Source organism: Flavobacterium enshiense (genome assembly GCF_040750275.1).
GTDB lineage: Bacteria > Bacteroidota > Bacteroidia > Flavobacteriales > Flavobacteriaceae > Flavobacterium > Flavobacterium enshiense_B.
Window position 1 is genome coordinate 316561 of sequence record NZ_JBDOCV010000002.1, and the last position, 16110, is coordinate 332670.

Below are 16110 nucleotides of genomic sequence, written 5' to 3' on the forward strand. Positions count from 1 at the left end.
TTTCATATCATTATTTTTTAATTATAAACTCTAATTTCAATTCTTAAACTTCTATCTGAAGCAATACCATTTTGTGCTGTTGAACCTACACCAGTAGCAAGTGAAATAGTATTTGTATCACCTCTATCAACATAAGCCCAAGCTCCACCATATTGTTGAAGACTTGTATTTGAATAAAACTTAAAGTAATTAGGGAAAGCACCTGATAAAGTTCCCTCATAATAACCAACACCATTATAAGTCCAAGTTATATTACCACCTAATGTATTTTCCATAATTGTAGCTGTTGGTGCTGATGTTCCACTTTGATTTATTACGGCTACATAACTTTTATATTTTTGAACTACAAGTGTTCCACTCTCACTAGGTAAATAAACATCTGTTGTTCCTGATGCAGTTGGTGATAGAATATTTGTAATAGAGCCAACTGATGCAGTTCCAATTTTATAATCAATTAAAATACCTGTTGATTTAAAATTATATTCAGTCTTTCTTTGAGTTGAAGTAATACCAGTTCTACTAAGAATTTGTGTAAGTCCACTCGAACTATTTAACTCTATATTAGTTAATATACCACCACTTCCTACTGCTTGTAATGTTACACCTCCCTTTATATAAACATTACCTTGGTTACTACCATTATTTATATAACTTGTATAAACCAATCCTTCTTGATTATTCATTCTCATAGAGAAGTTATCTGATGAAGGGAATAGGTTTCCATCACCTTTATAATTGAAGTAAAATTGTCTATATTGTTCATAACCATTCCAAGCTGAACATAAACCAAAATTATTTCCAGTAGAATATTGACCAAAAATACCCTGTGTAGAATTTATCTTTTTAGAAGAGTTTGTTTCGGTTGATAATATTTGTAGAGTATTTGAACTACCACCATTACTAACATAGTTGTAAATAGCACCTGTATATACATTTAAAGCAGCTGAAGTGTTATTATCATCATCTATTGCATAAATTGATATAGCACTATCCATATCAATTCTAGCTTCATATCTAATATTAGATGAATAATTATTATCGTCACCATTTACTTTAAAAAAGAACTCTCTTAATGTATCATAGTTTATTGTTCCAAGTCTAAATTCACTTGTAGTATTTATACCTGATAGCCCCTCATTTGAATTTATTTTTTTATAAAAAGTAGTAGTGCTAGGGTCTATTGAGATAGAATTACCGGTTGATGAATCACTTGAACTTATATCAACACTATAAGGTGATATTGAAATAGTTGATGAAACTGAGGTATCAGTCATAGAAAAACCAATTGATTCCTCAGGATTAACATTTATATTAACACTTCTATCAACACTAAAATCATTACCATCACCTCTTGAACTGAACTTAAATTGTTTCATTCCTGAATAATACTCACCACCTAAATTCATTTCTCCATAACTCCAAGTAGCTGAAAGAGTATTATTATCTTGCATTTCTTGTAAAGTTCCACCTCCACCACCTGATAAATTATCTAATATTGAAATTATATCAGTAATAGTATCATTGATAGTTATAATAGAAGTGTTTATAGTATCAATGGAAGTATTAATTGAGTTAATACTATCTTGTAGAGTAATATCAGAATTTACAAGATTTGTAATAGATGTTTGTAAAGAAGTTATGTTGTTAGTTATTGAACCTAAACTAGCTGTTAAACCGCTTATATCAGATATTTGAAGTGTATCTATTTCACTTTGTAGATTATCTAATATTGTTTGTAAACCATTTACATCACCAATAGTTACTTCTACTGATAGATTATCTACTTGACTCTGAATATCTGTAAAATTATCATTTACGATAATGAAAGCATCTCTTAACTTATCACCTAAACCATCATTATATTGTAATCCAACATTAACATTATTCATTAGTGTTATTATTCTTTTTTTCTTTCTCTAACTCCCTTTGAAATTGTAAGAGTTTGATAATATATTTCTCTTTAACCTTCTTTTCTTTTTCCTTATCCATTACAACATATAAACCCCGAAAAAGAAATCATTATCATTATTATTTGAACTCGAATCGTATTCAGGAACATTATTTTTTTTGACAAACTCTTTGAACTGGTCTTCATAGAATCTACCTAAATCTCTATAATAGTTAGCATTTCTATCAACCTCTTTGAAATCTACAATTTGTGCATTATCAGGTGAATGTTTAAAGTTCCCACCATTTGCTATCATTATTGAATTTCTTTGAACAAAATCAGCGGTAGAATAGAATACCAACATAAAAGCAATATAATCTTCATATATCTGCTTATAAACACCATCTAATGAAGCATTAATGAAATCTTCAAGAATCTTATCATATAGCGGTTTTGTTAGTATTCTTTTAATCTCAGTATTTTGAGCAACCCAAATAGATGGTTTAATTTTATCGTAGGTAACATTACCTATAATACCAGTTAATTTAACCATTAGATTACTACCCGGTTGTATCAATATCTTGAAATCAAAATCATAACTTTGTGTCATTATTCATTGGTATCATTTTTTATTGAGATTAACTCTTTTGAATTGATGAAATCTAATTCTATTGTAGGTTCTGCAAATCTTAAAATCTCTTCTAAACCGTCAATTATAATTTCTCTCATTGGTTTGATTGTATCTATGTAAAGATGTTTTAAAGTAGTATCCATTTCATCAGCAGTAGAAGAGAATCCTGTCTTAGAATCTTTACCGAAAATGGTTCTATTACCGATACCGTGAGCATCAAATAATGAATCTTTAGCAACTTCATCTAGATAAGCTGCTTGTTGGTCAAATTCACTTATTTCAATTCTTTTAATCTCTAAATCGTTTTCATTATTAGTGAAATACACAAAAGGTTTTTTATTGTTTGATGTTCCGGTTATTGCTTGTAAGAACTTCTCACTATACTCTCTTCTTTGTTCTTCTGTTGCAGGAATTCCACCTTTAGCAACAATCATACAACCAACACTTAAATCATTTAAAACATAATTTAGATATTTGTTTGATAACTCTTCTTCTAACCAAGCGTATTGAAGACCTGATAAATAGTCTGGTTGTGGAAAATATGGCTCTGATGAAATCCTTGTAACAGTCTTAAAATCTATTGGTGAATTTTCATTATATATACCTGTGAATTTATTATAGAATTTAGGTTTATATTTATAGAAATTAGACCAATCAAAAGAATGCCAATAACCACTAATTTCTCCTAATCTATTTACATCTAAACCTACTTTTCCAGTAGGAACATGCTTTATTTGAATTGGTTTAGGTTGTTCATTTAATAGCTTTGAACCTTTTGACCAAATAACTTGAACTGTATATTGTCCGTAGATTTTGAAATCCTGAACAATTAATCTTAAATCTCTTTTTGAAATGTATTTATTTACATTGATTCCTGATTTATCAACTAGACCATCACCAATAATGTAATTTACAAGTTTGTTGATAATTAATGAGTTTGTTTTAGAGCCGATGTAACGCTTTTTTACAAATTCAAAGAATGAGTTTTTCTCACCATTTAAGACATATTTATTACCTACATAACACTTTATTTCAGGTAGGACATAATTGTTTAAATCTATGTTGTAGATATAAGTGTTTTCATTTTCATTAATCATTATAGGGTTAAGTAATTTTTATCTGAATCATCACTATCATTTAAGTTATAATTCTGAACATCTTTAGTAGTGAACATAATCTCACCACTCCAAATAATAGTATTACTTTGATTTAATACAACCATTTCATATTTAGCATCATTTATTGGAACAAATGGGTCTAATTTCACTTTAAATAATCCTCTTCTTCTATAAGCCATTTGATGAACTATTGTAATACCTTCTTCTTCTTTATGCCTTATTCTAAGAGTTAGGTTTATATCATCAGTCATTCTAGGTAAAAAAGAAACTGAATAAACCATTTCAAGTAAACCACCATCAGCAGTTACAGAACCGCTATCAGCAGTTACAGAACCGCTATCAGCAGTAATACTTTCATCAAAATCAAAATTTATAATCTTCATATATTTATATAACTACTTTTTAGTAAATTGATTAAATCTATATATTAAAACACCCTTACTTCATATAAGAAATAAGGGTGTTTTTACTCACTTCGGAGAGTTTAACGATATGAATGAAAGATATTATCCGTTTATAGCGTTTGTTAAATTAATTGCGTTATTATACGCTGTTGAACCAGTAGCACCTAATATTGCCATTGTTCTTTTTTCTTTAGCCTCAAATGTCAAAGTTATACCTGATAAATCAGTTCTAGCACCACCAGTAGATACTTTATAGTTTAGTAATCTACAACCGCTATTATGTCCCATTAACAATATTGTTTCATCATCAAACATTTCTAAGAAAAGTTTAGGTTTACCATAAGACAGTTTTCTAATTTGTTCTAGAGTATCATTATCTATACCTTGAATAGTTAAATTCAATGTTTGAGTAGTTACATTAGTAAGAGTTTGAGTGTCAATTTGAGTCTCACCTTCACCTACATTTGCATCTGCATCTACTTCCCATCTATAAATAGAACCAGTAATACCAACACCTTCAAATAGACCATCGGAAGTTAATGTTAATTTAGATTTTATTGGTAAAATACCGATTGCTTTAATACCTGAAAAGTTATCTGCACAACCTATATATCTTGACCTTGTTATTCCTTCACAAGCCATTATTTTAAATTATTTTTTTATATAAAAGAGAGTGGGTTTACCACCCCTTTTATTAAGAAATGTATAATACATTGAATTTTTGGTTTTGAACATGAGCCGCGCAAGTCATAACTGATTTCAAGAACCATCTATCTTGGTTAGCTGCAATTTTCTCCATTTGTAAGAATTGAACATCTGACATTAAATCAGTTGCTAAAATGAAGTGTTCTTTATTACCTACTAATGCTACATTAGATGGAATTGGAACGAATTTAATTTCTAAACCATTGAATGAATATTTACCATTTGATACAGCGAATGAATCTCTAAAGTTTGATACATTGTTGTTGTAAATATCAATTAATTGCATATCTGCATAAGGAACATAGATATATGGTTTATTACCACTATGTAATACTTCTGCTGGAATTGCAGCGAATTTTTTATCATATTCTGCTTTAATGTTAGAAGCGTTTTTAGTTGCACCAACAACTTTAATTCTACCACCAACACCTGCAACACCCGCACTATTTGAATCATTGTAGATTACTTTAGTAAGTAAACCATCATACTCACCTGCTGTTAAAGAAGCAACATAGGCTTGTTCTTGTGTTGAAACATAAGTATTAGATGCTGATGCTGTTAAAGCTGCAACCGCTGTTTTAGTAGCTGAAGTTGCGTTATTCCAGTATTTTTGCTCGAAATCTAAAGCGATTTTTGGAGCATAAGCTCCACCGATAACTAATCTCTCAAATTCAGTTGAGAAGTTATTCCAAGAACCCGGCTTCATATCTCTTTTAAATCTTGAAAATCTTAGAGTTTCAGGGTCAAACTCTGTGTAATACATAACTTTAGCAGGTGTTACAATTGCATCAAATGCTGTTAAATCACCTGCAGCACTTGGAGCGCCTGATGTATATGCTTGTTGAGAAACAGTTGCACTTTTCTCTGTGAAGATTGTATTTGCTTTAATATCATCTTCAAATGTTACTAATCCTTCTGATATAGTAGGAGTTTGGAATAATATTTCAGAGATAATTTCCTCTGCAAGTATTCCTCTAGAATCAATTTTATTATAGGTAATTGACATTTCATAATTTTATTTTTTTATATTCTCAGAGAGAATTAGTTAAATCTGTATTGAGATTTTGTTGCTTTATACCTTTCATAAGGTGATAGACTTTCTAAGTCCACATTACTTACATCATTTAAGTTTACACCTGTTGATGCAGGTTGATTTGATAGATTTACTACTTCTTCTTTAACTGAAACTAATTCTGCTTTTAATGCTTGATTTTCAGTTTCTAATTCATCAATTCTTTTGTTAGCAGCATCTAACTCTTCTTGTAATTTTGCTGAATCTGTTTCAGCAGTCGCATCAGCAGCAGGTTCATCAGCAGCATCTACTTCTTGTTTTTGTTCATCTTGTGCAGGCTCAACTTCTGTAATTTCAACAATAACACCGTTATCATCTGTTTTAAAAGTTTTACCTTCAAAAGTGAATTCCTGATTTGCTAATGGGTTTTTGTCTTTATCAAAAACAACCATATCTTTTTCTAATGATTCAGCATATACAGATAATGAATCATCAATTTTAAATTCATTTAGTTGTGCGTCCATTAGAATAGATTTCATTACCATTTCTTTTACTTTTGAGTAATTCATCTTTTCCTTTTTATTTTTTGTGTTTTTTTGAACTCCTAATCTGCTATCAATTGAAAATCCTGTTACTTTACCACTTTTGATATAGTTGTTCCATATATCATCATTTTCAACTTTCATAGACATCATCCAAGTTCCTACCGGAACATTAAAACCTAATTCATTTGCGGTGTCATTATTTGGATTTCTAACTATCCAACTCTCAAAAAAGAAAACACCATCTATAACTTCTTTATGCTCTAATGTTGAGTTTTTTTGATATGAGTTTTTAAAGAAATTTTGCTGTAATTTTTCAATTGTATCAGCAGTTAAAAAAACATTACATTTCTCAGTTTTCTCTTTACCGTCAGAATCTATTTCTTTAAACTCTCTATATATATTTTGCTCTGGAATTAATACTATACCTGTTAAGATTCTTTTCTCTTCACTTGACATCTTAATATCAGTCAATTGAGAAGATAATTTCCAATAGTTATTATCAGCAGAAGCAACTTGACCAACTTCCTGAGGATTTACCTCAATCTTAGCCTTTGAAAATGACTTTTTATCTAACTCACCAATCTTCTTTAATGCTTCAAAAACAGATAACTTTTTATTGTCTTTTCTTAAATAGATTTTTCTTAACCAAAAGTGTTTACAATTAACTCCACCTTTATATAAGAAGATGTTATAAGAATCTGCACCATTAGCACCAAAACCCGGATTAGCACCTGAGAAGACTAAATCTTCTTTTCTATATGATAATCCTGCATTAACCATCTTTTTACAGAAGTCTCTTGAATTATCAGAAGTTGAACTTGGTGAATACTCATATCGTATTCTAAGTATTTCATTATCTTGTGAACTGTCTTCATTTTCATTTGAATCAACTACTGAAGCTAAATCAATTCCATAAACAGATTCATCATTTACTTGCTTTTCATCTATTAATTCCCATTCATCAGAATTTACAGTTTCACCTTTTAATAAAAGATTTTCAATTATGGTATAATTAATTTCATTTTGCTCTGAAAACATAATAGATTGAATACCCTCTTCAGATTTCATAGCAGGTCTAAATACAGTTGAAACACCATAAACACCTTCCATAGTCTCAGCATCAAAAATCAATTCATATCTTGGTAAATTATTATCCATATACCTATATAACTTCTTTTTTTAGTAGTGATTGGTTTTTAATTAAAATTTTGAACCATTCACTATATTTCTATCTAACTCTTCAGCCGATTTAACATCTTTAAGAACTACAACGGCTCTTAAAGGTTCTTCTTGACTTCTATTTTGAGTTGCTGATGCAACAGTATCACCTATTTGAGTTTGTGCTGTATTTTGGAATGATACTGATGGTTTTGGTGGTGCTGATGGAGCTGAACCACCGCCTGCTCCACCGCCTGCTTTAGTTGGAACTTTAGTTGAAATAATCTTTTTAACTGTCGCTAAACCAGTAGCAACAGATGCAGCTGCTGCAACCGCACCCGCTGCTATACCAACAGGACCCGGTATAGCTGATACCATTCCTTTATATGAATCTACTGCTGATTGATATGTAGATATTGTAGTAGCTGCTATTGCTAATGCTTTACCTGCTACTGTATGCTCACCAAGTAATTCAGAAGCCTGAGCTAATGTGTTACCAATAGCAGCAACTTTCTTCTTCAGATGCTCTTCTTCTAAGTCTTTTACTTTCTTTTTTGCTTCTGAGAACTGTTTAGTTAAGTCTAAATCTTGTTGTTCTTGTGATGCTTTTAAAGCTGCTATTTGTTCACCACTAGCACCTTTATCTACTAAATCTTGTAATTGAGCTGCTTGTTTAGCATCTAATTCAGCTTGTAATTGAGCATAAATAGCATTTAACTCTTCTAAATTCTTAGCATCGGTTAATGATTTTTTAATTGCATTACCATCTATGATACCTTGAATGTCTTTATTCTTTGCATCTACTTTAGCTTGTTCTTCTTTGTTTAAAGCAGTTTGAAGATTAGCATATTTTGTATCTAAAGCCGTTTGTGCTGATTTAGCATCATTTTCATAATCTGCTAATTGTTTAGCATTTAACAGTTTCTTTTGGTCAGCAGTAAGTATTGTAGCATCTAATTCGGCTTGTTCTCTTTTCTTTGCTAAATCCAGTTTCTTTTGTGCTGTATTAGCATCAAAATCTTCATTATCCTTTTGAAGACCCCTCTCTAAATCATCTAATCTTTTATACTTATCAACAGCAGAATTTATTTCTTCTTGCTTTGCTGCTTCTCTCTCTGCTTTCTTCTTATCATTAGCGGCTTTTTGAGCAGCGGCAGCCTTATCATTAGCCGCTTTTTGTATGTCCTCTAACTTCTTTTGGTGACCTGCTTCTAATACTGCCTTTTCTTGGTTTAATTTTGCAGTTTCGGCTTTATCTTCAGCATTAAGTTTTAACTTTTGATTTAAAATTCTCTTCTCTTCAGCATAAGTATCTTTACCTCTTGCTTTAAGAACTTCTAATCTCTTTTCATTCTCTGCTATATCATTTGCTAACCTTTCTTTAGCAGCTGCTTTTTGTTGGTCACCTCTCTCTTTTTCAGCACCTTTTTGGAAGTTTCCAATTACATTAAAACCATTCTTAACTTCTGCTAATGCTCCTTTAAAATCACCTTGTAAAACTTTACCAAGTGCTTTGAATGGCATTAATACATAATTCTTAATTGCTTCACCGGCACCAAATGCAATTTCTTTGATTTTACCAAATAGATTACCCATATTTCCAAATGCAGGAAATACTTCTATTACTTTCTTCTTAATTGCATCGAAATTCGCAACGATAAGACCCGCTGCTATAAGGAATAGACCTATTCCAGTTGCTCCAATAGCACCTTTAACACCATTAAAAGCACTTACTGCTATTGTTTTAAATCTATTGAAGTCTTTACCTGAATCTACTAAGCGTGAAATACCATCACTCATAGCAATTGCAGAATTAACTTTTAATAAAGTCTCTTCTAACTTTTTACCTTCACCACCTAATAAACCCATTCCACCGATTGCAGTCTCAAAACCTGCACCTACGGCTTGCATTGCGCCACCAAAGGCTTTCATCTTATTACCAGGGTCGAATAAATCGGCTGTTTCTCTAGCCTCTGATATTTGGTCTTTTAATTTTGCTACTTGTTTAGCAGCATTAATAGCTTCTTCAGAGTAATCTCCAAAGGCTTCTTGTGCTTTTATTAATTCATTTGTAGCATCTTTTAATTGCTGTTTAATACTAGGGATATTAGATTTAATCTCTAATTCCGCTGTCTTTTTTTGCATTGTTAGACAATAATTTTCTTTTTGCTTGTTTATAAGCATCTTTCATAGTATCAGGGTATCTATTAACACCCTTCAGTATGTCTATTTCTTCACTAATTCCATAGAAATCATCTAATTGAAGTATTTGGTTAATTAACTTGAACATATATTTATATAACTTGTTTTTCTAATATTGATTAAGCGAGTAATGTTTCAACAATAACACCGTTAGAATCTGTTTTTATTATTGAATAAGACAATCCTATTAGGTTTATTTTCATTATTGAAGCAGATGGGTAAACAGTTCCATTTGTATCTAAGTATAACTTATCAGTTCCTACTATGATATGCTCATATTTTTTCTTTAAATACATAGGATATTGAGTTCCAAGTGATGAAATATTTAAACCATCTTGAATAGTGTAAATACTTGCATCTAAAATCTCAAATGGTCTATTGTATTGGAAATAATAATCAGGACAACCATCATTTATTTCTAATATTTCACCATAACTTGCTATTCTATAAGACTTGAATTTGTAATCACTCAAACTACCTACTTTCCACCATTCACCACCACCATTATATGATGCTGTTAAACCAGTATTAGTATAAAATGTATCACCTACTTCTATTAGTTCAATCGGCTTACCAGTATAGATTGGTAATGAAGGTGGATTTACTAAACAAATATTAGATGCACTTGCACCTTGTGAGTTATCTGAAATAGAATATGAAAAACTATCGGTTGTAGTTACCTGATATACTGATGATGTTGTATTACCATAAACATCATAAATATTTAATGTAATATCATAATCTGTATTTGGTAAAATAAGAGTAAATCCCGGAGGTGCAGGGAAATTATCTATATCATAAGCCTTATCATAAGTAACTGAGAAGTGTGTTGATGATGTTACTGAATAAATTGGAATATTCGGGTCAGAGTAGCCAGTTCTTGTTATACTAGCATAATAACCACCAATTTCAGTAGCATCAGTAACACCTGACCAATCCATTTTAATATAATTAGCATATACTTGTGGTATTGTTGAACTTGGTAGTGTTGGTGGTTCATTATCAAATGTTTCAACAAAAGTATAAGAGTAATTTTCACTCTCAATATCAGCAGAATTTGATACTTTAATTCTATATGAATATGTAGCACCTTGTGTAACTCCAGTATGAGTATATGAACCAAACGATAATGAAGATGTGATTGTATCTAAATACTGCCAAGTAGAGCCTGTTCCTAATGTATATTCAAGAGTATAATTCTTAATATTAATTCTTTCTTCTACTGTATCTTCCCATGTTATTACATTTTCTGAACTATTAGACTTTGCTGTAAAAGTTGCAGGTGATTGTGGTGCTTTTAAATTACCATCATTTTCTAAAATATCACCTTGCTCAACTACATTAGTTAATTTTAATGTAGTTTCACCACTTGTTAATTCAATAGTAATATCAATGATAGAATATTTATTCTGACCTATTATAATCTGAGAACCTAAAGTGATTTGAGTATAAATATATTTAGGCAAAACAGCCTTTACTTCAAACTCTCTTGAATAAGGTGAATAAACACCATTTATTAAACCACTATAATAGTTATAGAATAAAGATTTCTCTTTTAAACCTTGACCAAACATTTCTTCAGTAGAGAATGTATTTGTTGTAGTATAAAGACCTGTAATCTTATCTAAATTTGAGAATATGGAGTATTTAACAAGTGATTGAGATTGGTTATTATCATATACAAATGACAAGTTCTTACCTTGTGTTAATGAAGATTTACCATTATAGAAAAATATAGTTGGTTTATTGAAAACACCTTTAGAATAGTCTTCATTTAAGGCATCTGCAATAATCCAAGTTTGATTTAATGAGTATGTTCCAGTTATACCAACATTAGGCATTTCTCTCCATATCATTAATCCGAATTTAGTATCAACTTTTAAATCACCACCATCACCATTAGGGAACTCAGCCTTAACAGAACCATATTCTCTATTTGGTATCTGTTTAGACTTAAAATCTATGTTAGTTCCATAACTAGAATCAGCATGTTTTAACTCAAAATTTTTATATGTTTTTAGTTTATTTTCTTTTACATTTCTTTTGACATAATTAGTAATATCAAACTCATTTAAAGCACCGTAATACTTCTTATAAGTTTCCAATAAGAAAATCTTTTCTGTTCCAAAAAGTGCTGATAAAGTTGGATTGTAAATAGGAACAATAACAAGATTAAACATCTTGAACAATGAACGCATAAAGTCAGATACAGTAAGGTCAGGTAAATTTCTACCTGCATCAAATCTTGCTCTAATATCATTGGTTGCATTAGACATTAAAAGATGTTGAGTAGTGTAAAATCCCTCAGGGTCAACCGGGCCCGAAAAGAATACATTATTCATACTATATGAATGTCTAACATATAGTTGTGTGCTAGTAAATAGAATAGTTCCTTTAGCTTCAATCCTCCATCTAAAGAATCTTTCTTTATTATTTGGTTCTGCTGCACAAACCCATTGATAATAGTCAGTAGATTGATTACCTGTAACCCAGTTAGAAGTCCAAACATAACCTTCATTTGTTTGTGCTATTGTTGCTGCTTCATTTACTGTAACACCATTAGCCATCATCTTAACTTCTTGTAGATAAATCCTATATGGAATAGATGAATTGTTAGTAAAAGTGTTCATTCTAAGCATATAACTATTAGAAGAAAGTCTATAACTATTAAGACCTGTTCCAAATGTTATATAACTCTTCTTTATTCTTGTAATGTTATTAGTTGTGTTAATCCAAACTGAAGCAGTTCCAGTATCATAGTTAGTTGGTGAGTTTCCAAACATTCCAATCGGTGAGGATAATGTTCTAATAGTAGTTCCATTAAAATCCATTGTAATACCACCGTTTGTATATGGCTCTTCATTCTTATTGCACCACATATACAGTTTATTTAACGGACTTTCAAAGTCAGTAACGAAACTTCCACCAAATTTTAAATTATACTCTTTCTCTATTGTATTAATAATAGTAGAGAATTTCATTGCAGGTCTTAACTCTGTTTTTCTTAACCCATTTTGATTATTACCTTGGTATTTGAAATTATCATAGTTATCTAATAATCTTTTAACCGACACCATAGGTATTTCTAAATCAGCATTACTATTATTTTGAATTATACCTCTAATCATATCATCTGTATATTCAAAGTTGTGTAAACCTGAAACACCCATTGATTGAGTAAATGATAATTGATTTAGATTGGTCTCAGCAAATGAATCCGCAAGTGATTTTAAACCTGCTGTAAAGTTCAAAGAGTAATTTTTTGGATTACCGTCATTATCTGATTGATAATTGATAATTCTAATAGTTCCTCTTTTAAACATAACACCATCAATATCAATTCTAGCAGGTATACCATCAACGGAACTAAATTGTTCATCATTATTTACATCATACCAATATTTTAAAATTCTATTGTTTTTTGATGAAGCCGGAACTGAGAAAGGTTGTGTATAATCTGAGAAATTAGTTCCAATATCTGAGAAATCAGTTTGTTTAAGAGTTAATTGTATAGTTTCATCTTTAAATAAATCTAATTCCTCACCATTAAATATTATATCCTTGTTAGTAATATCATCTCCTACAATAATTCTAACCCCATTCATTACCTTATATCATTAATTTTATTGTTCGCTGATTCAAATTTCAGCGTCCATTGTATCATAGCACCCTCATAAACTCCTAACTTTTCATCAAACTTTTTGTCAGTAAGTATTACAGGATATGCTAATTGCTTTTCAGCATCATACAACCACCATCTATCAGATAGAAATAGTTGCTCCATCACTTCATTATTGTAATCATCTAATAAATCCGTGTTTAAAATCCACTCTTCATTAGCATTTATATTATATATTCTACTTGTCCCTCTATACTGTGAGAAAATATCAGGGCGAGTTCTATAAGCATCGTATTTTTCAGAGTTTATACTGATACTTCTTGTTGATTTTCTACTAAAATCCATAGTATCAAATACACCCCATTTATTTAAGAATATGATTTGATAGAAATTCAAATCACCTAAGCATAAATTATTAGCAGGTGTAGAATTTACTCTTGTAAATAATTGTGAAGATTGGTTTGTAGTAGTGTTTAATGATACGTTGTAGTGATAATAAGTATCAACCCCGAATCTATCACTTTGATTTATAATAGAACTTGTTGCTAATGTAGGATTGTAACCATCAGTTACATATCCATAACCTAAAGTTGCAGGCTTACCACTTTGAGTAGAAGTTTGGTAAAGTGTTCCTACACCTGCTGATAATTTATAAGATTTTAAAACCCATTTTACCCAAACAGCTTCCGTTGATACAAAAGATGCTGTATTACCTGTAAAATATGTGTTATCAGATATTTGAGGGTCTAAAAACCCATTTATATAGTCATTAACTTGAAAGTATAATGAGTTATCAGATGTTCTTGCTTTATAACTTGTTAAACTAAAGTTCTTTGTGCTTGGTGGTGTAGTTTTATCACCTGACCAAACCCATAAATCTAATGTAGCATAGTCAAATAGTGATGCCGTTGCTGAATAAGTTATGTAATATGGACTTCTTGTAAGTATGAAATCATTATAATTTTGCATTTTAAGAGGTTATTTTTTATAAGTCAGGAAAGAAGTCGTTATTTAATTTATCATCTATCTCTGCTTCTATAATATAGTCTAGCATTTTATCCATTTCACTATCAAAAACATCTGAAAAAAAGTGAATTGGTTTAATACCGTTCTTGTAAATCGACTGTTGAACCGCCCAAGGACTTAAACCTTTAGCATTTGCCCACGGTGTTAAAGCACTAATAGGTGGTTTTTTACTTGTATATCCGAATCTTGAACCCCAATTTTTCTCAGTTCCATTAACACCTTCATCTAAGAACTCTCCGTAATGTTCCATATCAATAAAGATGTTCCATTCACCATCATCATATTCTACTGAACCAGTAATACTATCTAATAGTTTTCCAGTCCAAATACCTCTTCTCGAAGATTGAAGTTTTTGTTTTGCTTTTTGTTTAAAAGTTGAAAGCAATAGTTGTAGTGCCTTCTTTTGAATATCGGGACTTACTGACATGCTTTTACTGTATTTTGAATAGATAGTGTTAGATGAATTGAAAACCCATCTACAATATTTTTCTCTTCAAATATTACAGGTGTTGCTGATGTTGAAGAGACTAAAATAATATCATTTGCATTACGCTTCTTTCTAATAATATTTAAACCCTTAACTAATATTGCTGCTGATTGATTTAATGAATCAATAAGGTTATCATTCCAAAATTTATCTGTATTAGAATCTGGTCTTATATCTCTTAAATCAACACAAGCAATCTCAAATTCTAATTCAATTCTATTTTCATTTAATGTCATATCTCCCGGTATAATATGCACCAATGGAAATATTAAATATTTTTCAATATCTCTTTCATTTATTGTTCCAAACATCACCGTATTTACTAAGGGGTCTTGTTTGAAAATACCTTCTAAATACTTACCTACAATTGCATAAAAATTCATTAAGATTTATTCATTTTTTCATAACGAGCTGCTTCAATAGCTTGTTTATCGGTTAGGTAGCAAACCCAAAACAGAAAATCAACCGCTTTCATATTGAAAACATATTCAGTTTTAGTTATATCACCACCTGAAACGAGGTATACCATTTCTGTATATCCTCCATACTTTTTAATAAATTGTGCTTCTCTAGAGAACTCATTTTGGTTTCCTTTAGATTGTCCTCTATAAATCTCAGGGTGGCTTGCCCTAATATGAGCAAGCCATTCAAAAAAAAACCCATAGAAGCCTCATATATATCATACCTCAAATCTTTAAAGAGCGTATGTGTTTTTGTGTAAGGGTCAATCCTATATTTATCACCATCTTTGAATGAAATTGGTCTATATAAAATTGAAAGTAATCTAACATGGTCTTGCTTTTCTAAATAGAAATCAGCATCTATTAATTCTCTCGAAGTAACAAACTCTGAAAAGTCAGGAATAAAACCGTATTCAATACCACCAAATTCAAATGTTGTAACAAACTTGTTTTCTTCATTTGTTATTATTGAAATTCTTTCTTCTATTTCATCTATTCGCCATTGTTCCAATAAAAGAGCATCTTCTAATGAAAGACCTGCAAAAATTTCTAATCTCTTTGCTTGTAAAAATTTAATATCAACATCTTCAGTATTAGAAATATTTCCATATTCTAACCATTTACCTAATGTTATATCTTGTTTACTATCAATTAAATCATAGGTTATTCTCATATACTTATATAACTTCTTTTTTTCATAGTGATTATGAAGTATATATTAAGTTGGTGGTTGGCTCTATTGAGAACGCATCACTCCTGAGGGTCGTGTGCTACTATAAGATTGTTGCGTTCTAAGGCTGTCATTAATTGTTATGGTTTGTTATAGTTCTTGCAGATCCGTCAGAACTATTTAA

General features: G+C 30.5%; 13 protein-coding genes. All 13 read right to left on the reverse strand.

Going from position 1 to position 16110, the window contains the following annotated elements; genetic code table 11:
- Positions 1-17 precede the first annotated feature (17 nt).
- A complete protein-coding gene (locus ABGT15_RS04220) occupies positions 18-1889 on the reverse strand; it encodes a hypothetical protein (protein ID WP_367230166.1) in 1872 nt (623 codons plus the stop codon).
- A 99-nt stretch (positions 1890-1988) separates the two neighbouring features.
- Positions 1989-2498, reverse strand: a complete 510-nt coding sequence (locus tag ABGT15_RS04225) for a DUF6712 family protein (RefSeq protein ID WP_367230167.1) — start codon at positions 2496-2498, stop codon at positions 1989-1991.
- Positions 2498-3616: a hypothetical protein gene (locus tag ABGT15_RS04230; RefSeq protein ID WP_367230168.1), complete on the reverse strand. Its 1119-nt coding sequence runs from the start codon at positions 3614-3616 to the stop codon at positions 2498-2500. The genes ABGT15_RS04225 and ABGT15_RS04230 overlap by 1 nt, the downstream gene beginning before the upstream one ends.
- Complete coding sequence (locus ABGT15_RS04235; RefSeq protein WP_367230169.1) at positions 3616-4020, reverse strand: hypothetical protein; 405 nt, start codon at positions 4018-4020, stop codon at positions 3616-3618. Before ABGT15_RS04235 ends, ABGT15_RS04230 begins: the two co-directional genes overlap by 1 nt.
- Before the next feature lie 123 nt (positions 4021-4143).
- Positions 4144-4683 carry a hypothetical protein gene (locus ABGT15_RS04240; protein WP_367230170.1) on the reverse strand — a complete coding sequence of 180 codons (540 nt, stop codon included), beginning with the start codon at positions 4681-4683 and terminating at the stop codon, positions 4144-4146.
- Positions 4684-4735: 52 nt separating this feature from the next.
- Positions 4736-5752 (reverse strand): hypothetical protein, encoded by a 1017-nt coding sequence (locus ABGT15_RS04245; protein WP_367230171.1) that lies wholly within the window; start codon positions 5750-5752, stop codon positions 4736-4738.
- A 35-nt stretch (positions 5753-5787) separates the two neighbouring features.
- A complete protein-coding gene (locus ABGT15_RS04250) occupies positions 5788-7461 on the reverse strand; it encodes an XkdF-like putative serine protease domain-containing protein (protein WP_367230172.1) in 1674 nt (557 codons plus the stop codon).
- 42 nt (positions 7462-7503) lie between these two features.
- Positions 7504-9606 (reverse strand): hypothetical protein, encoded by a 2103-nt coding sequence (locus ABGT15_RS04255; protein WP_367230173.1) that lies wholly within the window; start codon positions 9604-9606, stop codon positions 7504-7506.
- 176 nt (positions 9607-9782) lie between these two features.
- Positions 9783-13268 carry a hypothetical protein gene (locus ABGT15_RS04260; protein ID WP_367230174.1) on the reverse strand — a complete coding sequence of 1162 codons (3486 nt, stop codon included), beginning with the start codon at positions 13266-13268 and terminating at the stop codon, positions 9783-9785.
- Positions 13268-14251: a hypothetical protein gene (locus ABGT15_RS04265; protein WP_367230175.1), complete on the reverse strand. Its 984-nt coding sequence runs from the start codon at positions 14249-14251 to the stop codon at positions 13268-13270. Before ABGT15_RS04265 ends, ABGT15_RS04260 begins: the two co-directional genes overlap by 1 nt.
- Before the next feature lie 16 nt (positions 14252-14267).
- Positions 14268-14735 (reverse strand): hypothetical protein, encoded by a 468-nt coding sequence (locus ABGT15_RS04270; RefSeq protein ID WP_367230176.1) that lies wholly within the window; start codon positions 14733-14735, stop codon positions 14268-14270.
- Positions 14726-15178, reverse strand: a complete 453-nt coding sequence (locus tag ABGT15_RS04275) for a hypothetical protein (RefSeq protein WP_367230177.1) — start codon at positions 15176-15178, stop codon at positions 14726-14728. The genes ABGT15_RS04270 and ABGT15_RS04275 overlap by 10 nt, the downstream gene beginning before the upstream one ends.
- Positions 15179-15293: 115 nt before the next feature.
- Positions 15294-15929 (reverse strand): hypothetical protein, encoded by a 636-nt coding sequence (locus ABGT15_RS04280; RefSeq protein WP_367230178.1) that lies wholly within the window; start codon positions 15927-15929, stop codon positions 15294-15296.
- Positions 15930-16110 lie beyond the last annotated feature (181 nt).